Genomic DNA, 23,681 nt, shown 5'->3' with positions numbered 1-23,681 from the left:
AGCTTGGTCAGACTCTTCGGCCTGCCGATCAGCCGCATCGTCGAGCTCACCGCCGACCGGTTCCACCGCGCCAACGGCGACGCCTACCTCACCATCGGCAACCATCCGGTCTTGCTGCCACCCAAACTGGCGGCGCTGATCGACGAGCACCTCGCCCACCCGCACTACCGGTCCATGGTGCGTCCACCAGACGGTGAGCCACCCCGATACCTGTTGCCCGCCAGCCAGCCCGGCAAGCCACGAAGCGCTCGGACAACGCAGAAACTCCTGCGGCAGCACGGATTGCCTACGCTCGCTGCCCGCAACACCGCCATGATCGAGGCCGTCGGCGAGTTGCCGCCGATCGTGATCGCCGACCTGTTCGGCATCCACCCCGGAACAGCCCACGCCTGGGCCAAGTTCGCCCAAGCCAGCTGGACCGACTACCTCGCTGCCGACCTGACCGCCACCGCCCGAACCAACCAACCGACAGTTAGATGATCTCGAAAGCATCGGAAAATGGACACCTTTGTCGGATGTCAGAATATTGGTACAACGTCGCATGTCGACCCTTCGTCGTCATTTCAGTGGTGTTGAGATGAAGATCAGGCCATACTGTTCTGCGTGGGAGAACAGCAGCCGGCGCTGCCAACCTGGAACGATCTACGTGATGACTCGCCACCTGTCGACTGGTGGGACCTTCAGGAGCCTCAGTTCGGTGAGCAGGTACGTGAGTGGTCGGACATCCTCAACGACGTCTACTGGCGGCCTAGCGAGGACGGTCGTGGCGAGCCCAGCGGCTATGACACGTCCGGTATGCAACGGCTTCGCGGTCTCATCATGGTCCAAGCGGCTGAAACCGAAGCCGTGCTCGGCCGTATTCTGCGCAAGTTGGATCCACAAACAAGTCCTGGGGCACTGACGGCAGGCGCGTTGCTGAAAAAAGTCTGGGAAAAGCTTTCGAACACTGACAAAGTCACTTGGCAGTCACATGTGCGTCAGATACGTAAAGCGCAGAAGAGGCGGAACCATGCTGTCCACAACAGTGTGGACACTGGCTACACCTGGGCTGACTACGCCACCGGCGGTGGCGAATGGGTGCCGGTCATCACCACAATGGGCAACGAATCGTGTGACGGCGGGAATTGAGTCACGATCTGGCGCTTCAGCAGTCATCCACGGTGCTTGCGATCGAAATGCTCCACGGGTTGTCGTGTTCAAATCATAACCCAGATGATGGCTGCCCTGACTGGTGGGAGTAACGGATGTTGAGAGAGCCTGAACGATGATTATCTGTTTGGCGTGGTCCGCGTTTAGCTTTCATCGTCAGGTCGCTCTCTATTCAGTGGCCAATCTCGAACGATACCGCCACCGATACCCGTGAGGCCGACGTTGTGAAAATATCGAGCCATTGGCATTAGGGTGTTGTCATCCTTACCCAACTCCCTCAGTAGAATCGCCAAGAATCGTCCAATTGCGTTTGGTTGGATATCATGTTTAACTGGGTCGGGAGGCGTGTTTCTAAACAGTGGCCCTTCGCCAGGTATGCGCATTGGGCCGTTGTAGCTACTTATCAAGCTTTCTGGCATTACTTCAGGGATTTCCATGCTTGCCAGTGTTAGTTCCCATGTGCCAACGTCAGCTACGCATACAAGGTCCAAGTAGTCGAATGGATTCTGGACAACATCCATACCTATCTGATGCAGCGACAAGCCGATTGGGTGTTGATTTCCATCGACTTTGCCAGCTGGAAATTCTGACGAATGAGCTAGAAGTCCGGAAGTTATTCGATGCTTGACTGAAGGGTCCGAACGCGACAGTGCGTTGAGTGCGGCTGCCTTTTGTAGAGTGCTCCGAACATCCCTGGGTGGAAGGGTGTTTTTGCATTCAAACGCGGCCAGTACGCCTGCGGCAAGGCGCAGTTTGTTACCCAAAAGGCCACGTGGATACTGGGGGCTCAAGACGAACACATCCAGTTGTCCACTTACCTGGCCTGTAGACGAGATTACTCTCCCTTTTGTGACTACATGACAGCCAGCAGGCAGCCATCGCCGCAGCAGTTCAGCCCAGTTTTCCTCACCCTGATCGCCAGCCGTACCAGGGTCTTCGCGCGCCCTCAACCGGATTCGGGCATACTCTGCGGCCATATGATTGCTCATTTGCTGCATAAGGTCGAACAGGTCATGCTGAGGTTTCATGGCAGCAACTAATACCACAACAGGCTTCACTCCCGTCATTGTTCCGCCGACAACCGGTCAAGTAGGAGGCTCTAGGGTGTACCGCTGGCCCTGTTCACAACCGCAAACGCTGTAGCGAGCTGGCGAATAGCGCAGAGTTCGGATACTGCTACTTCACCAGTCATCAGAAGAGGGTCTATCCCGTGATCGGTGTTTCCGGCGGTTCGGTTAGTAGGTTTCGGCTCCCGGCCAGCGGTCACCGAACGTGATGGCGAACGCGTTGATGACTGGCTTCCAGCGCATTGTCCATCGGGCGCGGCCGGTCCCGGTCGGGTCCAGGCTGCGAGTCACAAGATACAGACACTTCATCGCGGCTTGCTCGGTGGGGAAATGTCCACGCGCGCGGATCGCCCGCCGGTAGCGGGCGTTCAGTGATTCGATTGCGTTCGTCGAGCAGATCATGCGCCGAATTTCAACATCGTAGTCCAGGAACGGCACGAATTCTTCCCACGCGTTGCGCCAGAGTCGAACCATCGCACCATATTTCTTGCCCCATTTCTCCTCGAGTTCGTCCAGCGCGGAGAGTGCGGCGCCAGGATTCGGAGCCGTGTAGATAGGTTTGATATCCCGCTTGATCTCGTCCCAGTGCTGCCGCGCTGCCAACCGGAACGTATTGCGGATCAAATGAACGATGCACGTCTGAACAATGGTCTGCGGCCACACGTTCGTGACGGTCTCCGGGAGACCTTTGAGGCCGTCGCAGACGAGGAAGAACACGTCGCGGATCCCGCGGTTCTTCAGATCGACCAGGACGCTCATCCAGAATTTCGCGCCCTCGCCACCGACGCCCATCCACAGGCCCAGGACGTCCTTATGTCCGTCCACGGTCACGCCGATGGCCGCGTAGACCGGCCGGTTGGCGACCTGCCCGTCCCGAACCTTGATGTGGATAGCGTCGATGAACACCGCCGCGTAGATCGCGTCGAGTGGGCGGCTGGCCCATTCCTGCATCTCGGCGACAACCTTATCGGTGATCCGCGAGATCGTCTCCTTACTCACCGACGCCCCATAGATCTCACCGAAATGCGCGGAGATCTCGCCGGTGGTCATTCCTTTCGCATATAACGACAACACGATCTCGTCCACGTCGGCGAGCCGACGCTGCCGCTTCTTTACGATCTGGGGCTCGAACGTGCTTTCCCGATCCTGCGGAACCTCGACCCGTATCTCGCCGGCAGCGTCCGAAATCACGGTCTTCGACCGAGTCCCGTTCCGCACATTGGTCGATTCCCGGTCCGCCTCCGCCTGATTCTTCTCATGGCCGAGGTGCTCGGTCATTTCCTCGTTCAGTGCCGTTTCCAGCACGTTCTTGGTGAACAGCTTGAGCAGGCCGTCCGGGCCGGTCAACGCCAACCCTCGCGCCTTGGCCTCGGCCACCATCGCCGCCGCGGCAGCCTGCTCCGGCGACAGCTGCGCCGCCTTCTGGTCACGCTTGCGTGGACTCACAAGGTCCGATGTCATCACTCACAGTGCCCATCCCGCCGGATCTCAGCCCGGCGTGTCGGGCCAGAAACACCGATCTTGGAACAGTCCCGCCGCCGGACCAATTGACGTGCACACATTCTTTTGACCCCTGAACACATTTGGGTTGATTTTCTCCGTCAATGGAGCGTGGATATGGCAGTGCCGAATTTCCGGCGCGGTCATATCCAGTCCTTCAGGAAGAGAACAACAATGGCATGGTTAGAAAAACGCCAAGGCGGGTTCCGTGTCCGCTACCGGCTCAATGACGGAACCATCTTCACGGAGACTGGGTTCGCCACCCAGGAGTAAGCGGACAACCGCGCGAACGATGTGGAGTCCGACCAGCGGCGGCGCCGGTTCACCGACCCCCGCCTGGCGCAAACCACGATCGACGAGTGGATCCGCGCGTGGTGCGATGCCCACCACGCCGCGGAAGTTACATTGGCTACCTACGACTCGCACATCCGTAACCACATCTTGCCACGATGGTCTGGGACGGCTCTCGGCGATATCGCACGGATCGAGGTGAAGGGGTGGGTGAACAAGAAACTCCGCCCGAACCTGGCCGACAAAACCGTCCAGGACATTCTCGTGTTGTTCTCCATGATCCTGGGCGAAGCCGTGGACGAGGGTCTGATTGGCGCGAACCCGTGCCGGAAACTGCGCATCAGCTTCGAGGACCGTCCCGAACGGCCCCACGCCAGCAGCGACGAAGTCGACGCACTCGCGGGAAGGATGACGCCCGATGCCGGGCTCATGACCATCACCGACGCCTACACCGGCATGCGCTGGGGCGAGCTGGCCGGGCTGCAGTGGATCCGCACCTACCTCGACGAAGACCCACGCATCGAGATCGACCCCAACTTCGGCGCCCTGCACGAGGTCCGGGGACGGCTCGAACTCGGACCACCGAAGACCCCCGCCAGCGTCCGCACCATCCACCTGCCGCCCTTCCTGGCCGGCCTGCTGCGGGACCACCGGGAGCGCAACCCCGACACGCGGTTCGTCTTCACCGGCGCCAACGGCGGCCTCCACCGCCGGTCCAACTTCCGCCGCCGCATCTGGCTACCCGCCTTGGCCGGCGACAAGGACCGCGGCTGGGCGCCACTCAATCAGGGGATGCACTTCCATGACCTACGTCACACATACGAGACGTGGTTGATCGAAGACGGGGTCCCGCGCATCCTCCGGCTGGTACGCCTGGGACACAAGCGCAAGGACACCGACGACCTCTACTCCCACGTGACTGACGTCATGGTCGAGTCGATGCTGGCCGCTCTGCAGCGACGCTGGGAGCTGGACGGCGGATGGACCTGGGACGAACACGCAGGTCAGGAGGCGGATGCGGCGTGACCTCTTCGGATTCGCGGAAGTGGTCAGGACGCCCTGCTCCCCATCTGCTCCCCGCAAACGCCGACAGCCTGCCGACGATGGTCGTCGACAGGCCGTCTGAACAGCTAAAATAACCAGTGGGCGATACTGGGATCGAACCAGTGACCTCTTCGGTGTGAACGAAGCGCTCTCCCCCTGAGCTAATCGCCCGGTGTGCCGAAATCCTAGCGGATCCCGGCCGGCCCGCGTGCACCTACCCCAGCCGTCGTGTCACGCGGTCCCGCGCCGCCGTCGCCTCGGCCAGCAGGCGGGCCACGATCTCCGCCGCCGGGCCCTCCGGCGCGACCGAGTACGTCTGCCCGCCCCACAGGCTCACGCCCTCCGGGTCGCCAGCGGCGTGCGCGGCCGCCCGCACCGGCTTGGTCAGGTGGTGCACCTGCGGGTACGCCGACGGCGCGTACGGCGAGTGCTCGGTCAGGAACCGGTTCACCAGGCCCCGCGCCGGACGGCCGCTGAAGGCCCGCGTGATCGCCGTGACCCGTCCGCCCTCGGCCAGCGCCTTGCGGTGCGCGAGCTGCGTCCCGGCCTCGTCGGCGCGCAGGAAGGCGGTGCCCAGCTGCGCCGCGTCGGCCCCGGCGGCCAGCACGGCGGCCACGTCCGCACCGTGCACGATCCCGCCAGCCGCGATCAGCGGCAGGTCCACCGCGGTCCCGACCAGCCGCAGCAGCGCGAGCAGCCCGTAGACCTCTCCCCCGGCCGGGTGCTCCGGGGCGTCGACGAACAAGCCGCGGTGCGCGCCCGCCTCGAACCCCTGCACGCACAGCGCGTCCGCGCCGATCTCGGCCGCCCGCACGGCCTCCTCGGGGGTGGTGACCGTCACGATCACCCGCGAGCCGGCCTCGTGCAGCCGTGCCACGTCCTCAGTGGACGGCAGCCCGAACGTGAACGACACGAACGGGATTCCCCGCGCCACCACGAGATCGACCTTCGCCGGGTAGTCGTCGTCCTCCCAGCGCGGGTCGCCGGGCTCGACCTCGTAGTGCCGCGCCTCCTCCGCGATCCGCCGGACGTAGGGCGACAACTCCACATCGGACTCCCGCCCCGGCACGAACAGGTTGACCCCGAACGGCCGGTCCGTCAGCTCCCGCGTCTTGGTGATCCGCTCGCCGAGCGCGTCCGCGGTCAGGTATCCGGCGGCGAGGAAGCCCGAACCGCCCGCCTCGGCGACCGCGGCGACGAGTTCGGGTGTGGTGGGGCCGCCGGCCATCGGCGCCACGAGGACGGGGACACGCAGCTCTTCGAACATGCCCCCACTCTAGGTTTCCCGGCGGCGCGCGTACGCCTCGAGACCGTCCAGCAGGCGCTGCACCCCGAACTCGAGATCGGGCAGCACGCTGGTGTCCGCACCCGGCTCCGGGTCGAACGTGCCGTCCGCGACGGTGGACGCCAGCGTGGGGAACCGGACCGGGTCCACGAACCTCCGCAGCGCCGCCGCGAAGTCGGCGTCGGCCTCCTGCGTCGTTACGCCCGCCTCCCGCTGCGCCTCGCTCATGTCGAGCCCGAGGCGCGCCAGCTCGCGCACGGCGCCGTCCAGGAAGGTCATCGCGGCGATCATCTCGCCCCCGGTGAGCCCGAGTCCCGACATCGCCCGCAGTCCGGCCTCCAGCCAGGCGAGCTGCCGTGGCCCGGAAGGCGGCCCGTGCAACGGGATCCGCAGTATCCACGGGTGCCGCTCCAGCAACGCCCACACCGCGCGGACCCACGCCACGACGTCGGCGCGCCAGTCCTGGCCCGCGGGCACCGGCGGTGCGTCCTCGGCGGCGTAGTCCATCATCAGCTCGACCAGCTGGTCCTTGCCGGACACGTACCGGTACAGCGACATCGTCGTCTTGCCCACGGCCGCGGCGACGCGCTGCATCGACACGGCGTCGATGCCCTCCTTGTCGGCGAGGTCGATCGCCGCACGCACGATCTTGTCCACGCTCAGCGCGGGCTTGGGGCCCCGCGCGGGCCGTTCGCCGCCGCCCCACAGCAGTTCGAGCGTCCGCCCGTGGTCTGACGTCATCGCCGTCCTCTCGTCCTTGACGACCATCCTAGAACTGTGTATCACTTACACCAATAAGTGTGCGAGATACACAATTACTGGGAGGGTGTCGTGATCGAGGTCAGCGGCCTGCGGAAGGCCTTCGGGGGAAGAGAGGTGCTCGGCGGTGTCGACCTCGCCGTCGAGCGGGGCAGCGTGGTCGCCCTGCTGGGACCCAACGGCGCGGGCAAGAGCACCACGGTGCGGATCCTGACCACGCTGCTCGCCCCGGACGCCGGGACGGTCCGCGTCGGCGGGTTCGACGTCGTGCGGCAGGCGCGCGAGGTGCGACGGCTGATCGGCGTGACCGGGCAGCAGACCGCGGTGGACCGCATGCTGACCGGCTACGAGAACCTGGTCATGATGGGCCGCCTGTTCCGGCTCGGCACCGCGGCCGCCCGCCGCCGCGCCGACGAGCTGCTGGCCCGGTTCGACCTGACCGGCGCCGCGGGACGGCCGGTCAAGACCTACTCCGGCGGTATGGAACGGCGGCTGGACCTGGCGATCAGCATGATCACCGCACCGCCAGTGCTCTTCCTCGACGAACCCACCACCGGTCTCGACCCGCGCAGCCGGGCCGGCGTGTGGGACACCGTGCGGGACCTGCTGGCCGGCGGGGTGACGGTCCTGCTCACCACGCAGTACCTGGAGGAGGCCGACGAGCTGGCCGGGCGCGTCGCGGTGATCGACGGCGGCCGCGTCGTCGCCGAGGGCACGCCGGCCTCGCTCAAGCAGCGCATCGGCAGCGAGCGGCTGGACCTCACGTTCGCCACCCGGGAGGCCCTCGAGGTCGCCCGGCTCGCGCTCGGCGGCACGCCCGCCGGGGAGGGCCTCGCGCTCAGCGTGCCGGTCGACGGCGCCCGGGACGTGCGCGAGGTCCTGGACCGCCTGCACCAGGCGGAGGCGGAGATCGCCGACCTCGCCCTGACCCGCCCGACCCTCGACGACGTCTTCCTGTCCCTCACCGGCGAGCCCGCGATCGGAGCCCTGCGATGACCGCCCTGTACTGGACCGCGAACAACTCTTCCGTCCTCATCGGACGGTCCATCCGGCACATCTTCCGCAACCCCGACCAGGCGATGACGGCGATCTTCCTGCCGGTCGCGATCATGCTGATGTTCCGGTACGTGTTCGGCGGCGCGATCGACGTCGGCGGCACCGCCTACATCGACTACGTGCTCGCCGGGATCATCGCCATCAGCGTCACCTTCAACTCCACCTCCACGACCGTCGGTGTGGCCGACGACCTGGAACGCGGCGTGGTGGAGCGGTTCCGCACGATGCCGATGTCCAGCACGGCCGTGCTGACCGGGCACGTCGTGGGGGCGCTCGCGCGGAACGTGGTCTCGCTCGCGATCATGATCGGCGTCGGCCTGCTGATCGGGTTCTCCCCGGCGGCCGGCGTCGGTGGCTGGCTGGCCGCGCTGGGCATCCTGCTGGTGTTCACGCTGGCGGTCTCGTGGGTCGCGGCGATCCTCGGCCTGCTCGCGGGCAGCGTGGAAAGCGCCGCCGGGCTCGGCATGGTCTTGGTGTTCGTGCCGTACCTGAGCAGCGCGTTCGTGCCGCCGAGCACGATGCCGGGCGGGCTGCGCGCGTTCGTGGAGAACCAGCCGGTCACGCCGGTGGTGGACAGCGTCCGGAACCTGCTGCTGGGCGCCCCGGTCGGCGACTCGGCGTGGCTGGCACTGGTGTGGTGGGGCGGGATCACGCTGGTCGCGGTGCCGGTCGCCGGTGCGCTGTTCCGGCGGCGCGCCCGGCGCTAGCTTGCTCCCATGACGAACTTCGACGCCGTCCGCTCGCTCGCCGCCCAGGAAACCGGCCTGGCCACCGTCGCGGTCGCGCGGGCGGACGGCACGGTGCACGCTTCGGTGGTCAACGCCGGCGTCCTCGACGATCCGGTGTCCGGCCGCCCGGCGGTCGCGTTCGTGGCGCAGGGCGGGGCGAAGAAGCTGGAGCTGCTGCGCGCCCGCGGCAACGCGACCATCGTGTTCCGGCGCGGCTGGACGTGGGCGGCGGTGCAGGGCCCGGTCCGGCTGATCGGCCCGGACCACCCGGACCCCGGCTTCGACCCGGCGGGCCTGCCCCGGCTGCTGCGCGACATCTTCACCGCGGCCGGCGGCACCCACGACGACTGGGACACCTACGACCGCGTGATGGCGCAGGAGCGCCGGTGCGCGGTCTTCGTCGAGGCGGCCCGGATCACCGGCACCGCGTGATTTCTCGTCCACGTGACACGTGCGTTAACGGCATTCACTCACCGGCGCGACATCCGGTTTCGAGAGCAAGGCCCGCCGCTGGACCAAGCGCGGTGTCGCGCTCGGCCTGCTCACCGCGCCGACGCTGGCCCTGCTGGGCGGGCAGGCTTCGGCCGCCGAGCTGACCCCGGTCGCCGAGTACCTGGACGCGACGATCGCGAGCACCTCGGCGTCGCTCGTCGAGGCGCTGGCGGTGCTGCTGGGCGTGTCCTGACGCGAGAACCACGACGGCCCGCGCTCCCGGGAACGGGATCGCGGGCCGTCGGCGTCGTCCGGCGCTACTTCTTCTTGCCCTTGTCGCCGGAAGGCTCGTCGGTGGACAGCGCGGCGACGAAGGCCTCCTGCGGAACCTCGACCCGGCCGATGTTCTTCATCCGCTTCTTGCCTTCCTTCTGCTTCTCCAGCAGCTTGCGCTTCCGCGAGATGTCACCGCCGTAGCACTTGGACAGCACGTCCTTGCGGATCGCGCGGATCGTCTCGCGCGCGATGATCCGCGACCCCACCGCGGCCTGGATCGGCACCTCGAACTGCTGCCGCGGGATCAGCTCGCGCAGCCGGCCCGCCATCTTGTTGCCGTAGCCGTAGGCGGCGTCCTTGTGCACGATCGCGGAGAACGCGTCGACCGGCTCGCCCTGCAGCAGGATGTCGACCTTCACCAGGTCGGCGACCTGCGTGCCGGCCTCCTCGTAGTCCAGCGACGCGTACCCGCGGGTGCGGGACTTCAGCGAGTCGAAGAAGTCGAAGATGATCTCGGCGAGCGGCAGGTTGTAGCGCAGCTCGACGCGGTCCTCCGACAGGTAGTCCATGCCGAGCAGGTTGCCGCGCTTGCTCTGGCACAGCTCCATGATCGCGCCGATGAACTCCGACGGGGCGATCACGGTGACCTTCGACAGCGGCTCGTGCACCTCGGCGATCTTCACGCCGGTGGGCCAGTCGGACGGGTTGGTCACCATCACCTCGGTGCCGTCGTCCTGCACCACGCGGTACTCCACGTTGGGCGCGGTGGCGATCAGGTCCAGGCCGAACTCGCGCTCCAGGCGGTCGCGGGTGATCTCCAGGTGCAGCAGGCCGAGGAAGCCGCACCGGAACCCGAAGCCGAGCGCGACCGAGGTCTCCGGCTCATACGTCAGGGCCGCGTCGTTGAGCTGCAGCTTCTCCAGTGCCTCGCGCAGCTCCGGGTAGTCCGAGCCGTCGACCGGGTAGAGGCCGGAGAACACCATCGGCTTGGGGTCGCGGTAGCCGGCCAGCGGCTCGGTGGCGCCCTTGCGCTCCGAGGTGACGGTGTCCCCGACCCGGGACTGGCGGACGTCCTTCACGCCGGTGATCAGGTAGCCCACCTCGCCGACGCCGAGGCCCGCGCTCGGCTTCGGCTCGGGCGAGATGATGCCGACCTCGAGCAGCTCGTGGGTGGCGCCGGTGGACATCATCCGGATCCGCTCGCGCGGGGTGATCTTGCCGTCCACGACGCGGATGTAGGTGACGACGCCGCGGTAGGTGTCGTAGACCGAGTCGAAGATCATCGCGCGGGCGGGGGCGTCCGCCTGTCCCACCGGCGGCGGCACCTGGCGGACGACCTCGTCCAGCAGGTCGGACACGCCCATGCCGGTCTTCGCCGAGACGCGCAGCACCTCGGACGGGTCGCAGCCGATGATGTGCGCCAGCTCGGCGGCGTACTTGTCGGGGTCGGCCGCGGGGAGGTCGATCTTGTTCAGGACCGGGATGATGTGCAGGTCCTTCTCCAGCGCCAGGTACAGGTTGGCCAGGGTCTGGGCCTCGATGCCCTGGGCCGCGTCGACCAGCAGGATCGCGCCCTCGCACGCCTCCAGTGCCCGGGAGACCTCGTAGGTGAAGTCCACGTGGCCGGGGGTGTCGATGAGGTGCAGGACGTGGTCGCGGCCCTCGACCTGCCAGGGCAGGCGGACGTTCTGGGCCTTGATCGTGATGCCGCGCTCGCGTTCGATGTCCATCCGGTCGAGGTACTGCGCGCGCATGGCCCGCTCCTCGACCACGCCGGTGAGCTGCAGCATCCGGTCGGCCAGGGTGGACTTGCCGTGGTCGATGTGCGCGATGATGCAGAAGTTCCGGATCTGCTCCGGCGGCGTGAAGGTCTGGTCGGCGAACGTGCTCACTCGGGTCCTCGGCTCGTCGTGGGGTACGACTCCATGTTCCCATGCCCGATTTCCGGGTCATCCCCGATGCCGGTGAGCGGTGGCGAGTGCTGACCTGGAGGTATGAGCACAACCTTCGAGCAGATCCTCGACCGGGCCTTCGGTCACCCCCGTGGCGTGCTGGGCCGCATCGGCGGAACGGTGATGGCCCACGCCAACGGCGCGACGGAATCGCACGTGGTCGACGTGGCGAGGCTCACCCCGGACGAGACGGTGCTGGTGGTCGGGCCCGGTCCCGGCGTCGGGCTGCGGCTGGCCGGCCGGATCGCCGCCGTCGCGCACGGGGTCGATCCGTCGCCGGAGATGCTGGCGCTGGCCCAGGCCCGCTGCGCGGCGGAGATCGCGGCCGGCCGCGTCCGGTTGACACGTGGTTCGGCGGAGCGGACGGGCCTGGCCGCGGCCTCCGTGGACGTCGCGATGAGCGTCAACAACGTCGACCTGTGGGACGACCGGCGCGCGGGGTTGCGGGAGTTGCTGCGGGTGTTGCGCCCGGGCGGCCGGCTGATCCTGTCCGCGCACGAGAAGTCGCTGACGGTGCCGCGGCACGCGCTGGCGGCGGAACTGGTGGACGCGGGGTTCACCGACCTGCAGACGTGGGTGTGGCAACCCCCGGGCGTCACGGCCCCGCTGGCGGCCCAGTTCCGCGCCCGGCGCCCGGACTGACCGGCTTCGCGGGTACACGGCGCCGCCGCTCCCGCCCCGGGCCGCGACGGATTCGCGCCTCGCGCGCAGCCACCCCCGCCCCGGACCGGCAGCAGCACGAGCCCCCACAGCGCCACCCGCCCACCCGCACCGCAGCGGATTCAGCCCCGCACGGCCGCTACCGCCCTCCAACCCGCGGCAGCACGAACCCCCACAGCACCACCCAGCCACACGCCCCCGCACCGCGGCGGATTCAGCCCCGCACGGCCGCTCGCCCCGGATCGGCGGCGACGCGAACCCGGCCGATCAAACCGCCGTCCGCCCCCTGCGCGGGTGTCACTGCGGCCTGACGTCCGTCCGCAGTGGATGGTCCGGCGGGATCTCCACCAGCACGATCGACGTGCCGTCCGGGTCGGAGATGCGCGCCTCGTCCAGGCCCCACGGCTCCCGGCGCGCCTCGCGGTCCGGCTGAACCCCGCGCTGGGCCAGCTCGTCGAGCGTGGCCTCGAGGTCGCGGACCTGGAACCACAGCTCGACGTCCGGGCTGGTGCCCTTCTCGCCGCGGCCGACGACCTCCAGGTAGCCCTGGCCGGTGAAGAACACGGTGCCGCCGGGGAACGTGCGGTAGATCGCCAGGCCGAGCACGTCCCGGTAGAACGCCGTGGTCTTCTCGGGGTCGCGGGGGTGGATCAGCACCCGGCTGCTCAGCACGTCCATACCTCTTCCCTACCCCACCCGGTCAGGAGGCCGCAATCGCGGCGATCCCGGCCAGGACCACGACCGAGCCGGCCAGGCGGCGGACCGGGTGCGGCTCGTCCAGCACGAGCCAGGCGGCGAGCCCGCCCAGCACGATGCTCACCTCCCGAGCGGGCGCGACCAGGCTGATCGGCGCCATGCGCATCGCGTAGAGCACGAGCAGGTACGCGACGGGCGACAGCACCCCGACGATCACCGCCTCCCGCCAGTGCGACCGCCACAGCGCGCCGATCCGGCCGCCTGCCCGCATGGCCGCGGGCGCGAGCAGCAGGCTCTGCAGCACCGAGCCGGCGGCGAAGTAGGTCAGGGGCGGGACGGCGAGGGCGTTGACGGCGTGGTCGTCCCAGAGCGTGTAGGCGGCGATGGCGACGCCGGTGAGCAGCCCGTACCAGACCCCGGCCCGGCGGGCGCGGGCGTCCGCGGCCGAGCGCGAGCCGAGCCCGATCACCAGCACCCCGGCGACGACGAGGAACGCCCCGGCGAGCCCGAGCCACCCCGGCCGCTCGCCGAGCAGGACGACGGCCGCGAGCACCGACAGCAGCGGTCCGCTCCCCCGCGCCAGCGGGTAGACGACGGACAGGTCGCCGACGCGGTACCCCCGCTGCAGCACGATGCTGTAGGCGATGTGGAAGACCGCGGTGAGCAGCGCCGCCACCAGCCAGGTCCACTGTGGATGCTGCCCCTCGGCCACGAGTGCGACGACCGCGACCGGGGCGCAGACCACCGCCGAGACGGTGTAGTAGAGGAAGACGAACCGGGCCCCGGCGGCGACCCGTTTGGCCGCGAGGTTCCACCCGGCGTGCACGACGGCAGCCAGGAGTACGAGCCCGAGCGCCGTGCCGTTCACCTGCCCCTCCCAGCCAGTGCGAGTGACACCGTAGCGCCCTGCTAACCTTGACGGTCGTTGCCGTGTGGCATTCCGCCAGGGAGGAAACCCGCACGCCGGGGCCGGTACAGCGCGGCAGCGAACCCACCGACAGATCGAAGGAGCGCCTTCATGGCCAACATCAAGTCCCAGATCAAGCGCATCAAGACCAACGAGAAGGCGCGCCAGCGCAACCAGTCGGTCAAGTCCTCGGTGAAGACCGCGATCCGCAAGTTCCGCGAGGCCGCCGAGTCGGGCGACAAGGCCAAGGCCGTCGAGCTGCAGCAGGTTGCCGCTCGCGCCCTGGACAAGGCCGCCAGCAAGGGCGTCATCCACGCGAACCAGGCCGCCAACAAGAAGTCGGCGATGGCCAAGCGCGTCAACCAGCTCGGAGCTTGATCTCCAGCGAAGGGGCGGGCATCCGGCAGGGTGCCCGCCCCTTCGCCGTTCCCGCGGGCTGACAAGGCTGCCACTTCCCCCGATGCGATCGACGCGGGACCGCCCACGGCACCCCGGTCACGGCAGCCGCCCTCCGGCTGCGCAGCCGGCGTCGGTTCATGACTGCACCAGCAGCGGTGACTCCCGGCCCAGGCGCTCACCAGCAACCCCCAACCCCACAGCGCCCGCCCCGGCGCTGTTCCGGGTCCGCCAGCCGGGCTCAGCGCTTGTCGCGGGCGGCGGCGAGTTCCAGGACTGCCCGCTCCAGCGCGTAGGCCGGGTCCGCGGCCTGGCCCTTGACCTCGGCGTTCACCCTCGCCACCACCGCCATCGCCTCGGCGAGGCCGGCCTGTGTCCACCCGCGGGACTGTCCCTGCGCCTTGCGGATCTTCCACGGCGGCATGCCCAGCTCACCGGCCATCTGGTTCGGGTTGCCGCGCCCCGCCGCCGACACCCGCGCGATGGTGCGCACCGCGTCGGCGAGGGCGTCGGCGATCAGGACGTGCGCCACGCCGATCTGCAGCGCCCACCGCATCGCCTCCAGCGCCGCGCCGCGCTCCCCCGCGACGGCCTTCTCCGCCACGGCGAAGCCGGTTACGTCCGCTCGGCCGCGGTGGTAGCGGCGCACGGCCTCCTCGTCGACCCGCCCGCCGGAGTCCGCCACCAGCTGCGACGCGGCCGCGGCCAGCTCCCGCAGGTCGGATCCGACGGCGTCGATCAGCGCCGCGACACCCGCCGGGTCGATCTTCCCACCGGCCTGCCGGACCTCGTTGCGGACGAACGACTCGCGATCCGCCGGCCGGGTGATCTTCGGGCACTCGGTGACCTGCGCACCGGCCTTGCGCAGCGCCGCGGGCAGGGACTTGGCCGCCTTGCTGCGTCCGCCCCCGGTGTGCACGACGACGAGGACGACCCCGTCGGCCGGCATCTTCGCGTAGGCCAGCACCGCATCGGCCAGCTCCTGGCCGATGTCCTGCGCGCCCTCCAGCACGATGACCCGCCCCTCGCTGAACAGCGACGGGCTGACCAGCTCGGCGAGGGCGGGCGGTGTGAGATCGGGCACGCGGACCTTGGTCATCTCGGCCGTTGGGTCCTCCCGGCGGGCCTGACCGAGAGCGCCCCGGACGGCGCGCTCGACGAGCAGCTCCTCTTCGCCGAGCACGAGCTGCAGGGGGGCGGAGGTGGTTGCCGGCGCGGTCACGGTTCAGATCCTCCCACGGACCACCGACAGCTCCCGAGCGTGATGAAACCCGCAGGGGCATGGCGTGGTCCGAGCGATGTGCCGTATGTTGTCAACCAGGCATCGCGCGAGCGCGTGAGCCACCACAATCGAATACCGCTCATCCAGAGGGGCAGAGGGAACGGCCCGACGAAGCCCCGGCAACCGGCGTCAGCCTGTCATCTCGATTCCGCGAGGTAGCTGACGATCACGGTGCCAATTCCGGCCCGCGTCAGCGGGACAGATGAGGAAAGGAACCTCGCGATGACTGCAGCCCTCGATTCGACCACCACCCGCGGCACCGTCGACCTCGGTCCGGCCGTGGAACTGGTCTCCAAGGAAGAGGGTCACCGCCAGCCGCTCGCCCCGGAGTTCGTCTCCGCCGAGGACTTCTCCCCGCTCGAGGTCGCCTACGACTTCGGCCGTGTGCGCCGCGAGGACATCCAGGCCGGCCCGCGCAACATCTGGCGCTACAAGAAGCTCCTCCCGGTGCCCTCGAACGTCGAGGAGATCCCGAACACCGAGCCCGGGTGTACCAGGCTGGTGAAGGCCGACCGGCTCGCCAAGGCTCTCGGCGTGAAGAGCCTGTGGGTCAAGGACGACACCGGCAACCCCACCCACTCGTTCAAGGACCGCGTCGTCGCCGTCGCCCTGGCCGCGGCTCGCGAGTTCGGATTCGACACCCTGGCCTGCCCGTCCACCGGCAACCTGGCCAACGCCGTCGCCGCGGCAGCCGCCCGCGCCGGCTGGCAGTCCGTGGTGCTGATCCCGTCCTCGCTCGAGCGCGCCAAGGTGCTGACCACCGCGGTCTACGACGGCAACCTCATCGCCGTCGACGGCAACTACGACGACGTCAACCGCCTGGCCACCGAGCTGGCCGCCGAGCACGAGAACTGGGCGTTCGTGAACGTCAACGTGCGCCCCTACTACTCGGAGGGCTCGAAGACGCTCGCCTACGAGGTCGCCGAGCAGCTCGGCTGGCGGATCCCCGAGCAGATCGTCGTGCCGATCGCCTCGGGCTCGCAGCTGACCAAGGTGGACAAGGGCTTCCGCGAGTTCGCCAAGCTCGGCCTGGTCGACGACACCCCGTACAAGGTCTTCGGTGCCCAGGCGGCCGGCTGCTCGCCGGTCTCCGCGGCCTTCCGCAACGGCCACGACGTCGTCCAGCCGGTCAAGCCGGACACGATCGCCCGCTCGCTGGCGATCGGCAACCCGGCCGACGGCCCCTACGTGCTCGACACGGTCCGCCGCACCGGCGGCGCGATCGAGGACGTGACCGACGCAGAGGTCGTCGAGGGCATCCGCCTGCTGGCCCGCACCGAGGGCATCTTCACCGAGACCGCCGGTGGTGTCACCGTCGCGACGGCGAAGAAGCTCATCGAGGCCGGCAAGATCGACCCGGACGCCGAGACCGTCCTTCTCATCACCGGTGACGGCCTGAAGACCCTGGACGCGATCGAGAACGAGGTCGGCCCCAAGGCGACCGTGCCGCCGTCGGCGGCGGCCGTGCACGAGGCGCTGGGTCTGTAATCAAGGTTCCACCTCACTTCCCCCGGCGCACCAGCGCCGGACCGGTCTGATCGGGGATCACCGCGGTGTCGCCGTCGGTGTCCGTGCGGGCGACGAGCGCGCCGTCCGCGGTCAGGGTGTCGAGTGTCGTGCGGTTCGGGTGGCCGTAGCGGTTGCCCAAACCGACGCTCACCAGCGCCAGCCGCGCGGACACCGCGGCCAGGAACTGGGGCAGCGAGAACCTGCTGCCGTGGTGGGGCACCTTCAGGATCTCCGCGTGCAGATCCGTTCCGGCAGCCACCAGGTCGGCCTGCGCGGCCAGTTCCACATCACCGGTCAGCAGCACGCCGCCCGCCGCCGTGTGAGCCCGTAGCACGACCGAGCCGTTGTTGATCTGTGTTCCGTCGTCGTCCTCTCCTTCCGGCACGTACCGGGGACCGAGCACCTCCAGGTCCAGCGCAGGCCACTCGAGCCGTCGACCGAGGTCCAGTTCGAGCAGCGGAACCCCGTGCCTGGCGGCGATCCGGCCGGCCTGACGCCACGCCCAGTCCGGCTGCCGCCCCGGTCCCACCGCGATGGCCCCCACCGACCGCCCCTCGAACACCGAGTCGAGCCCGCCGATGTGGTCGGCGTGCAGGTGGCTCAGCACCACCAAGGGCACCCGCTCGACGCCCAGCCGGTCCAGGCACCGGTCGGCCGGCCCCGGCTCTGGCCCGGCGTCCACCACGACCGCCCGACCGGGCTCACCGGTGGCCAGCACGAGGCTGTCGCCCTGACCGACATCGCAGGCGACGACCGCCCAGCCCGGCGGCGGCCAGCCGGGCGCGATCACCCTGCCCGGCAGGACGACCAGCAGCACCCCGGCCAGCACCAGCGCCAGCAACACCCGCAGCCGCCGCCGGCGCAGCGCCAGCACCACGGCGACGGCGACCACCAGCGCGAGGAACCCGCCCCACCAGCCGCTGGGCCACGCCAGCACCGCCCCGGGCACTTCCGACGCCCGCCGCGCGACGACGATCAGCCAGCCCGCCTCCGGCCCGGCCAGCCGGACGACCATCTCGCCACCGGCGGGCCACGCGGTGGCGACGACCGTCGCGAGCACCCCGAACACCGTCGCCGGAGCGACCACCGGCGCGGCCAGCACGTTCGCCGCCACGCTGACCAGGCTCAGCTGCCCGGCCATCCCGGCCACGACGGGCGCGGTCACCACGAACGCCGCCGCCGGCACCGCCAGCCCCTCCGCGAAACCCGGCGGCACCCGGCGACGCTGGAGGGCTTCCGCCCACCGCGGCGCCAGGAGCACCAGCCCGGCCGTCGCGATCACCGAGAGCGCGAAGCCGAAGCTCACGGCCATCGCGGGATCCCACGCCACGAGGACGCACGTCGCCGCGGCCAGCGCGGGCACGACCGATCGCTCCCGCCCCAACGCCAGCGCCAGGAGGGCGATCCCGCCCATGACCCCGGCCCGCAGAACGCTCGGCTCCGCGCCCGCCAGGACCACGAACCCGGCCAGCGCCAGCCCGGACAGTGCCGCCGACAGCCGTGGCCCCGCCCGCAGCAGCCGCAACAGCAGGAGGACGGCACCGCACACGATCGCGACGTTGGACCCGCTGACGGCCATGAGGTGCGTCAGCCCGGCGTCGGTGAACTCGCGGTCGAGCCGTTCGGACAGCCCGCTCGTGTCGCCCACCACGAGGCCCGGCACCAGACCGGCCTGCTCCTCGGGCAGGACCGCACACGCTTGCCGGAGCGCCTCGCGCAGCGACTCGGCGGCGCGCTGCCACCACGGAGCCTCCGTGGCCGCCGCGGGCGGACCGCGCACGTAGATCGCGGCGACGGTCAGGTCGGCGTCCCGGGGCGGGGCCAGCTCACCGCTCGCGGTGATCTCCTGACCCGGGATGACCTCGCTCCACGGCGCGAACGGCGCGAGGAGCGCGACCCGCCCGGACGAGACCACCGGCTGCGCGCCGTGTTCCGCGTGCAGGACCTCAGCCGCGATCACCACCGACCTCGGCCCAGCCTGCTGATCGGCGTACCCGGCCGAACGCACCGGTTTCGGGCGTTCCGTCACCAGCACGTGCAGGGTCACCTCGGTTCCGCGCTGCGCGAGGCCGCGGAGCGGATCGTGCTCCGCCCGGCTCAGGCGGAGCCCGAGCGGCCCGGCCAGCAGGAGACCGGCCACGAGCAGCGCAGCCGCGCCCGTCCACCAGCGTGACCGGCCCGGACGCAGCCTGATCAGCAGCACCACGGACACCAGCACTGCCGCGACGCCGCACGCCAGGGCCAGCCACCACGCCCCCAGCATTCCGAGCAGCGCCCCGAGCCACAGCGTCAGCGCGGCCGGCACCAGACGGAAGTCGTGCCGGACAACGGGTTCCGTGATCACGACACCGTCACCTGGTCCCGCAGCCGGGACAGCCGCGCCTCGCCGATGCCCTCGACCTCGCGCAGCTCGTCGACGGATCGGAACGTGCCGTGCTGGGTGCGCCAGTCGATGATGCGCTGGGCGGTCACCTCGCCGATCCCCGGGAGCGCGTCGAGTTGTTCCGCCGTGGCCGTGTTCAGGTCGACGAGCGCCGGGGCGCTGCCGGCCGCGGCCGGTGGCGACGCGCCGGGCGGTGGCGGGACGCCGACGTAGATCTGCTCACCGTCGCTCAGCTTCCGCGCGAGGTTCAGCGCCGTGACGTCGGTGCCCTCGATCGCGCCGCCGGCCGCGCGCAGGGCGTCCGCCACGCGCGCACCGCCGGGAACGGTGACGAGCCCCGGGTTGCGGACCTTGCCGACGACGCTGATCACCAGGGAGCTGTCGGCGACCCGGCTGGCGGACGCGGAGACCGGCGCGGGCCGGTCCGGGGCCGCGGGCAGAACCGGCGCGTGTTCGACGGGCGGACTGCCGCCGAGGAGCGCGATCGAGGTGCCGACGAGCACCAGGACCGCGACCAGGGACAGGAGGACCGTGGTCAGGCGCCGCCGCTGCGGACTGCCGGTGAGCGCGGCCGGCACCCAGCGCTCGACCAGCCGTCCGACGGCGCCCGGTGGCCCGATGTCCTGGTCGGCGGCGAGGGCCTGACCGGCGAGCTGCTCGAGCCTGCGGTTGACGGGGATGCCCGGCGATTCCGGGGCTGATCGTTCGAACACGCATTCGACGCTAGGGGGCGCGGGGAGGAGGGAGAAGCGGGAATTGGGGAGGCTGTGGACAAGTGGGGGTCTGTGGACAAGTGGCGCGTTCCGCCGCGGCGGTACGGCTTTCTGTCGGTGACGTGTGGCATGGTGGAGCTTTTTGGGCGTGCGTCACTCAAGTGCTTGCGCGACAAGGTTTCGGCGAGTCCGGGAAGATTCAGCGGCTGCCGGACCCGCCCGGATTCCGTTGCACCACAACGCCGACCACACCGGGCCCGGTGTGCGCGCCGATCACCGCGCCCAGTTCCGACACCACGCAGCCGTCGGTGACGCTCACCCGCTCCTCGATGCGGTTCGCCAGTTCCACCGCCCGCTCCGGGGACGCGAGGTGGTGCACGGCGACCTCCACCGGTTCCCCGCGGGCGGCCTCCTCGGCGAGTTCGACCAGGCGCGCGATGGCGCGGTTCATCGTGCGCACCTTCTCCAGCGGTTTGATCCGGCCGTCGTCCAGGTGCAGCACCGGTTTCATGGCCAGCGCGGTGCCCAGCAGCGCCGCCGCCGCGCCGATCCGCCCGCCCCGCCGCAGGTACTCCAGCGTCTCGACCACGAACAGCGTCGCAGAGCAGCGCACCGCCGCCGTCGCGGCCGCTTCGACCTCCTCCGCCGCAGCGCCGGCCGACGCCGCGCGCGCCGCGTGCAACGCCGCGAACCCGAGCCCCATGGCCGTCCCGCGCGAATCGACGACTCGCACGCGATCCGGTCCCACCTCCTGCGCCGCCAGCACCGCGGACTCCCAGGTCCCGGAGATCTCGCTGGACAGGTGGATCGACACGACCGAGTCCGCGCCCGCCTCCAGCGCCTCCTGGAAGGCCGTCGCGAACTCGCCGGGCGTCGGCCGGGACGTCGTCACGATCCGGCGCTGACCCAGCGCCTCGGCGAGCGCCGCCGCCCCCACCTCGACTCCGTCCAGTGCGGCGACCCCGTCGATGAGAACGTGCAGCGGGACGACGCGCAGGGCATACCGCTCGGCGAAGCCCTCGGGCAGATGGGCGGTGGAATCCGTGATGACGGCGACCGGCACGACGCCAGCCTACGTGCCGGCCGGCGGTTCGCCGGGGTCCAGGAGCGGACCGATCAACGCGGCCATCGCCTTGCCCACGAGCGCGTGCCCCTCCCAGCCCCAGTGCATGCCGTCCGGGTTGCCGCGGCCGCTCAGGACGTGCTCCCCCACCACCTCGGCCAGGTTCAGCAGCGGCACGCCCGCCCGCCGCGACCAGGCGGCGATGGCGGCGGCCGTCTCTTCCCGCCCGGTGTGCACGTTGCCGTAGGACGAGGCCCGGTGGACGCTGGGCAGGACGGCCACGATCGGCATCTCCGGCCGCAGGATGCGCAGCGCGTAGACAGCGCGGTCGAGGTAGTGCACGGTGAGCTTCGCCGGCAGGACCCGCGGGCGGCCGCGCAGCGCGACCGCCAGCCGAGGCTGAGCCGCCAGGTACGCCTTCCGGACGGTGCGGCGGAAACCGGCCGGCCGCAGGTACCGCAGGCCGCCGCGCAGGTAGGTCGGCAGCGGCGAGGGCAGCGTGTCCATGCTCCCGACGGCCAGCACCACGGCGTCGGCGTGCTTCAGATCGGCCCACACGCGGGGGTCGCCGATCATCGCCCACCACGCGTCGCGCGCGGTCCAGCCCGCGGAGGCCACCAGGTCCACACTGCCGCCCAGCGCCGCGGCGGCGATGTTCGGCCACAGCCGGGGCTCGTCGGCCGCGCACGGGCTCTCCGGGCCCTGGAAACTCAGCGAGTCGCCGAAGACCAGCAGCCTCGGCATCTCAGCCGAGCATTCCGGCGTTGTAGGCGTGCAGGCGCCAGCGGTCGTCGCGCAGGCCCAGCTCGACCCAGTGGCAGTTGCCGATCCCGCCGAGCTGCGGCCACGCCTCCACCGGCAGGTTCAGCAGCTTGCCGGTCAGGGCGGTGATCAGCCCGCCGTGCGCGGCCAGCAGCACGGTCTCACCCGGGTCGTCACCGGCCAGCAGGTCGCTGACGACCTCGGAGGCGCGCTCGGCGACCTCGACGCGGGATTCCCCGCCCGGCGGCGCCCAGGTCGCGTCCACGCGCCAGATGGCGCGGTCGCCGGGCCAGCCCGCGTCGACCTCGGCGCCGGTCAGGCCCTGCCAGTCACCCAGGTGGGTCTCCCGCAGGCGCTTGTCGATGCGCAGCGGCACCCCGATCGCCTCGGTGAGCACGGTCGCGGTGTCCATGGCCCGGTGCAGGTCCGAGGAGATGACCAGGTCGGGCTCGAACCGGGCGAGCGCGGGCGCGGCGAAGCGGGCCTGGTTCCAGCCCACCTCGGTCAGCGCCGAGTCCAGGTGGCCCTGCATGCGCCCGGCGGCGTTGTAGTCGGTCTCCCCGTGCCGCCACAGCACGAGGCGGCGGAAGCTCACGAGGCGTCCCCGGCGTCGACGGCCTCGGCGAGCCCGGCGACCTCGATGCGCGGGCAGTCCTTCCAGAGCCGCTCGATGCCGTAGAACGAGCGCTCCTCGTCGTGCTGCACGTGGACCACGACGTCGACGAAGTCGAGCAGGACCCAGCGGCCCTCGCGCGCGCCCTCGCGGCGGACCGGCTTGTGCCCGGCCGCCCGCAGCTTCTCCTCGACGTTGTCCACGATGGCCCCCACCTGGCGCTCGTTGGGCGCCGAGGCGATGACGAACACGTCGGTGATGACGAGCTGCTCGGAGACGTCCAGCACCACCACGTCGGTGGCCTTCTTGTCCGCGGCGGCGTGTGCCGCCACGGTCGCGATGTCTCGTGCCTGGGACGTCGCTGCCACTCCTGTGCTCCCTCATCCTGAGACCGTCGGTCCACCGAGGGTACCTGCCGTCGTCGGCGGCCCCGGCGGCGTGTCAGGCGGGCTTGCGGTACAGCCCCCGCTTGTCGATGTACCGGACGACACCGTCGGGCACCAGGTACCAGATCGGCTCGCCGTGCTCGACGCGGTCGCGGCAGCCGGTCGACGAGATCGCCATCGCGGTCACCTCGACCAGGCTCACCTTGCCGCTGGGCAGGTGGTGGTCGTTGAGCTTGTACCCGGGCCTGGTGACGCCGATGAAGTGCGCGAGGGTGAACAGCTCGTCGGCGTTGTGCCAGGTCAGGATCTGTTCGAGCGCGTCGGCGCCGGTGATGAAGAAGAGCTCGTCCTCGGGGTACTCGCTCTTCAGGTCGCGCAGGGTGTCGACGGTGTAGGTCTCGCCGCCCCGGTCGATGTCCACCCGGCTCACCGAGAAGACCGGGTTGGAGGCGGTGGCGATGACCGTCATGAGATAGCGGTCCTCGGCCCGGGTGACCCGCCTGCCGGACTTCTGCCACGGCTGGCCGGTCGGCACGAAGATCACTTCGTCGAGGTCGAACCGGGACTGCACCTCACTGGCCGCGACGAGGTGGCCGTGGTGGACGGGGTCGAACGTGCCGCCCATGACCCCGATTCGGCGTGGTGACATGAACGGATCGTAGAAGCGCGAGTGCGCGGGTACTGCCCCGCTCCCCGGTAACAGCACCCGCGCACTTCGCTCCGCCGGGGGTTCGAGGGGAACCACCGGAGGCCCCGACAGCGAGGAGACTCC

Annotated in this window: 24 protein-coding genes, 1 tRNA gene and 1 riboswitch; of the genes, 9 read left to right on the top strand and 16 right to left on the bottom strand. The window is 69.9% G+C overall.

Annotation, left to right across the window (positions count from 1 at the left end):
• Positions 1–3: 3 nt before the first annotated feature.
• Positions 4–480 (top strand): hypothetical protein, encoded by a 477-nt coding sequence (locus L1857_RS11690; RefSeq protein ID WP_116113702.1) that lies wholly within the window; start codon positions 4–6, stop codon positions 478–480.
• Positions 481–603: 123 nt separating this feature from the next.
• Entirely contained in the window at positions 604–1,128 is a 525-nt protein-coding gene (locus L1857_RS11685; protein ID WP_162831211.1) for a hypothetical protein, read from the top strand.
• 164 nt (positions 1,129–1,292) lie between these two features.
• Here L1857_RS11685 and L1857_RS11680 read toward each other — a convergent pair whose 3' ends face one another.
• Complete coding sequence (locus L1857_RS11680) at positions 1,293–2,207, bottom strand: DUF6602 domain-containing protein (RefSeq protein WP_162831210.1); 915 nt, start codon at positions 2,205–2,207, stop codon at positions 1,293–1,295.
• A gap of 177 nt (positions 2,208–2,384) precedes the next feature.
• Positions 2,385–3,677, bottom strand: coding sequence for an IS256 family transposase (locus L1857_RS11675; RefSeq protein WP_249465065.1), 1,293 nt, complete (start codon positions 3,675–3,677; stop codon positions 2,385–2,387).
• 540 nt (positions 3,678–4,217) lie between these two features.
• On the opposite strand from L1857_RS11675, the gene L1857_RS11670 reads away from it, so the two are divergent.
• Positions 4,218–5,033, top strand: coding sequence for a tyrosine-type recombinase/integrase (locus L1857_RS11670; RefSeq protein WP_162831274.1), 816 nt, complete (start codon positions 4,218–4,220; stop codon positions 5,031–5,033).
• A gap of 117 nt (positions 5,034–5,150) precedes the next feature.
• Here the strand turns inward: L1857_RS11670 and L1857_RS11665 are convergent.
• From L1857_RS11665 to L1857_RS11655, 3 genes are all read right to left on the bottom strand, one after another.
• Positions 5,151–5,222 (bottom strand) — tRNA-Val (locus L1857_RS11665).
• A 43-nt stretch (positions 5,223–5,265) separates the two neighbouring features.
• Complete coding sequence (locus tag L1857_RS11660; protein WP_116115373.1) at positions 5,266–6,318, bottom strand: nitronate monooxygenase; 1,053 nt, start codon at positions 6,316–6,318, stop codon at positions 5,266–5,268.
• 9 nt (positions 6,319–6,327) lie between these two features.
• Positions 6,328–7,104 carry a TetR/AcrR family transcriptional regulator gene (locus L1857_RS11655; protein ID WP_116115375.1) on the bottom strand — a complete coding sequence of 259 codons (777 nt, stop codon included), beginning with the start codon at positions 7,102–7,104 and terminating at the stop codon, positions 6,328–6,330.
• 63 nt (positions 7,105–7,167) lie between these two features.
• Here L1857_RS11655 and L1857_RS11650 point away from each other — a divergent pair, with 63 nt between their 5' ends.
• The 3 genes from L1857_RS11650 to L1857_RS11640 are packed head-to-tail and all read left to right on the top strand — an operon-like array spanning position 7,168 to position 9,311.
• Positions 7,168–8,091 carry an ATP-binding cassette domain-containing protein gene (locus L1857_RS11650; RefSeq protein ID WP_094007708.1) on the top strand — a complete coding sequence of 308 codons (924 nt, stop codon included), beginning with the start codon at positions 7,168–7,170 and terminating at the stop codon, positions 8,089–8,091.
• Complete coding sequence (locus L1857_RS11645; protein ID WP_094007709.1) at positions 8,088–8,858, top strand: ABC transporter permease; 771 nt, start codon at positions 8,088–8,090, stop codon at positions 8,856–8,858. Before L1857_RS11650 ends, L1857_RS11645 begins: the two co-directional genes overlap by 4 nt.
• A 9-nt stretch (positions 8,859–8,867) precedes the next feature.
• A complete protein-coding gene (locus L1857_RS11640) occupies positions 8,868–9,311 on the top strand; it encodes a pyridoxamine 5'-phosphate oxidase family protein (RefSeq protein ID WP_116115377.1) in 444 nt (147 codons plus the stop codon).
• Between the two features lie 317 nt (positions 9,312–9,628).
• Here L1857_RS11640 and lepA read toward each other — a convergent pair whose 3' ends face one another.
• Positions 9,629–11,479, bottom strand: a complete 1,851-nt coding sequence (gene lepA, locus L1857_RS11635) for a translation elongation factor 4 (protein ID WP_094007711.1) — start codon at positions 11,477–11,479, stop codon at positions 9,629–9,631.
• Between the two features lie 102 nt (positions 11,480–11,581).
• Here lepA and L1857_RS11630 point away from each other — a divergent pair, with 102 nt between their 5' ends.
• Entirely contained in the window at positions 11,582–12,181 is a 600-nt protein-coding gene (locus L1857_RS11630; protein ID WP_116115379.1) for a class I SAM-dependent methyltransferase, read from the top strand.
• Between the two features lie 315 nt (positions 12,182–12,496).
• On the opposite strand, the gene L1857_RS11625 is transcribed toward L1857_RS11630, so the two are convergent.
• Entirely contained in the window at positions 12,497–12,877 is a 381-nt protein-coding gene (locus tag L1857_RS11625; RefSeq protein WP_094007713.1) for a VOC family protein, read from the bottom strand.
• A 22-nt stretch (positions 12,878–12,899) separates the two neighbouring features.
• Positions 12,900–13,763 (bottom strand): EamA family transporter, encoded by an 864-nt coding sequence (locus tag L1857_RS11620; RefSeq protein WP_249465061.1) that lies wholly within the window; start codon positions 13,761–13,763, stop codon positions 12,900–12,902.
• A 150-nt stretch (positions 13,764–13,913) separates the two neighbouring features.
• Here L1857_RS11620 and rpsT point away from each other — a divergent pair, with 150 nt between their 5' ends.
• A complete protein-coding gene (gene rpsT, locus L1857_RS11615; RefSeq protein ID WP_116114589.1) occupies positions 13,914–14,180 on the top strand; it encodes a 30S ribosomal protein S20 in 267 nt (88 codons plus the stop codon).
• Positions 14,181–14,439: 259 nt separating this feature from the next.
• Here the strand turns inward: rpsT and holA are convergent, their stop codons facing one another.
• On the bottom strand, positions 14,440–15,420 hold the full coding sequence (gene holA / locus L1857_RS11610; protein ID WP_249465056.1) for a DNA polymerase III subunit delta: 981 nt from the start codon (positions 15,418–15,420) through the stop codon (positions 14,440–14,442).
• Positions 15,421–15,556: 136 nt separating this feature from the next.
• A riboswitch (SAM riboswitch) is annotated at positions 15,557–15,689 on the top strand.
• A gap of 13 nt (positions 15,690–15,702) precedes the next feature.
• Here holA and thrC point away from each other — a divergent pair.
• Positions 15,703–16,968: a threonine synthase gene (gene thrC / locus L1857_RS11605; protein WP_116114593.1), complete on the top strand. Its 1,266-nt coding sequence runs from the start codon at positions 15,703–15,705 to the stop codon at positions 16,966–16,968.
• Positions 16,969–16,981: 13 nt separating this feature from the next.
• On the opposite strand, the gene L1857_RS11600 is transcribed toward thrC, so the two are convergent.
• The 7 genes from L1857_RS11600 to nadD form a co-directional block, all read right to left on the bottom strand.
• Entirely contained in the window at positions 16,982–19,252 is a 2,271-nt protein-coding gene (locus L1857_RS11600; RefSeq protein WP_233157443.1) for a ComEC/Rec2 family competence protein, read from the bottom strand.
• A 77-nt stretch (positions 19,253–19,329) separates the two neighbouring features.
• The gene (locus L1857_RS11595; RefSeq protein ID WP_094007717.1) at positions 19,330–20,085 is read right to left on the bottom strand and encodes a ComEA family DNA-binding protein; all 756 of its coding nucleotides are present in this window, start codon (positions 20,083–20,085) and stop codon (positions 19,330–19,332) included.
• Between the two features lie 199 nt (positions 20,086–20,284).
• Complete coding sequence (locus L1857_RS11590; protein WP_116114597.1) at positions 20,285–21,148, bottom strand: DegV family protein; 864 nt, start codon at positions 21,146–21,148, stop codon at positions 20,285–20,287.
• A 9-nt stretch (positions 21,149–21,157) separates the two neighbouring features.
• The gene (gene octT / locus L1857_RS11585) at positions 21,158–21,892 is read right to left on the bottom strand and encodes a diglucosylglycerate octanoyltransferase (protein ID WP_116114599.1); all 735 of its coding nucleotides are present in this window, start codon (positions 21,890–21,892) and stop codon (positions 21,158–21,160) included.
• Position 21,893: 1 nt separating this feature from the next.
• Entirely contained in the window at positions 21,894–22,505 is a 612-nt protein-coding gene (locus tag L1857_RS11580; protein WP_094007720.1) for a histidine phosphatase family protein, read from the bottom strand.
• Positions 22,502–22,891 (bottom strand): ribosome silencing factor, encoded by a 390-nt coding sequence (rsfS, locus tag L1857_RS11575; protein WP_116114601.1) that lies wholly within the window; start codon positions 22,889–22,891, stop codon positions 22,502–22,504. The genes L1857_RS11580 and rsfS overlap by 4 nt, the downstream gene beginning before the upstream one ends.
• 73 nt (positions 22,892–22,964) lie before the next feature.
• On the bottom strand, positions 22,965–23,558 hold the full coding sequence (gene nadD, locus L1857_RS11570) for a nicotinate-nucleotide adenylyltransferase (RefSeq protein WP_094007722.1): 594 nt from the start codon (positions 23,556–23,558) through the stop codon (positions 22,965–22,967).
• Positions 23,559–23,681 lie beyond the last annotated feature (123 nt).

The sequence above is a fragment of the Amycolatopsis thermalba genome (genome assembly GCF_023376025.1).
Classification (GTDB): domain Bacteria; phylum Actinomycetota; class Actinomycetes; order Mycobacteriales; family Pseudonocardiaceae; genus Amycolatopsis_E; species Amycolatopsis_E thermalba.
This window is presented reverse-complemented; position numbering and strand designations above follow the sequence as displayed.

Excerpts from the sequence above, each read along its gene's own strand:
- L1857_RS11675 (WP_249465065.1), bottom strand. The coding sequence starts at position 3,677 with ATGACATCGGACCTTGTGAGTCCACGCAAGCGTGACCAGAAGGCGGCG.
- L1857_RS11660 (WP_116115373.1), bottom strand. The coding sequence starts at position 6,318 with ATGTTCGAAGAGCTGCGTGTCCCCGTCCTCGTGGCGCCGATGGCCGGC.
- L1857_RS11655 (WP_116115375.1), bottom strand. The coding sequence starts at position 7,104 with ATGGTCGTCAAGGACGAGAGGACGGCGATGACGTCAGACCACGGGCGG.
- L1857_RS11645 (WP_094007709.1), top strand. The coding sequence starts at position 8,088 with ATGACCGCCCTGTACTGGACCGCGAACAACTCTTCCGTCCTCATCGGA.
- L1857_RS11640 (WP_116115377.1), top strand. The coding sequence starts at position 8,868 with ATGACGAACTTCGACGCCGTCCGCTCGCTCGCCGCCCAGGAAACCGGC.
- L1857_RS11630 (WP_116115379.1), top strand. The coding sequence starts at position 11,582 with ATGAGCACAACCTTCGAGCAGATCCTCGACCGGGCCTTCGGTCACCCC.
- L1857_RS11625 (WP_094007713.1), bottom strand. The coding sequence starts at position 12,877 with ATGGACGTGCTGAGCAGCCGGGTGCTGATCCACCCCCGCGACCCCGAG.
- rpsT (WP_116114589.1), top strand. The coding sequence starts at position 13,914 with ATGGCCAACATCAAGTCCCAGATCAAGCGCATCAAGACCAACGAGAAG.
- thrC (WP_116114593.1), top strand. The coding sequence starts at position 15,703 with ATGACTGCAGCCCTCGATTCGACCACCACCCGCGGCACCGTCGACCTC.
- L1857_RS11600 (WP_233157443.1), bottom strand. The coding sequence starts at position 19,252 with ATGCTGGGGGCGTGGTGGCTGGCCCTGGCGTGCGGCGTCGCGGCAGTG.
- octT (WP_116114599.1), bottom strand. The coding sequence starts at position 21,892 with ATGCCGAGGCTGCTGGTCTTCGGCGACTCGCTGAGTTTCCAGGGCCCG.
- nadD (WP_094007722.1), bottom strand. The coding sequence starts at position 23,558 with ATGTCACCACGCCGAATCGGGGTCATGGGCGGCACGTTCGACCCCGTC.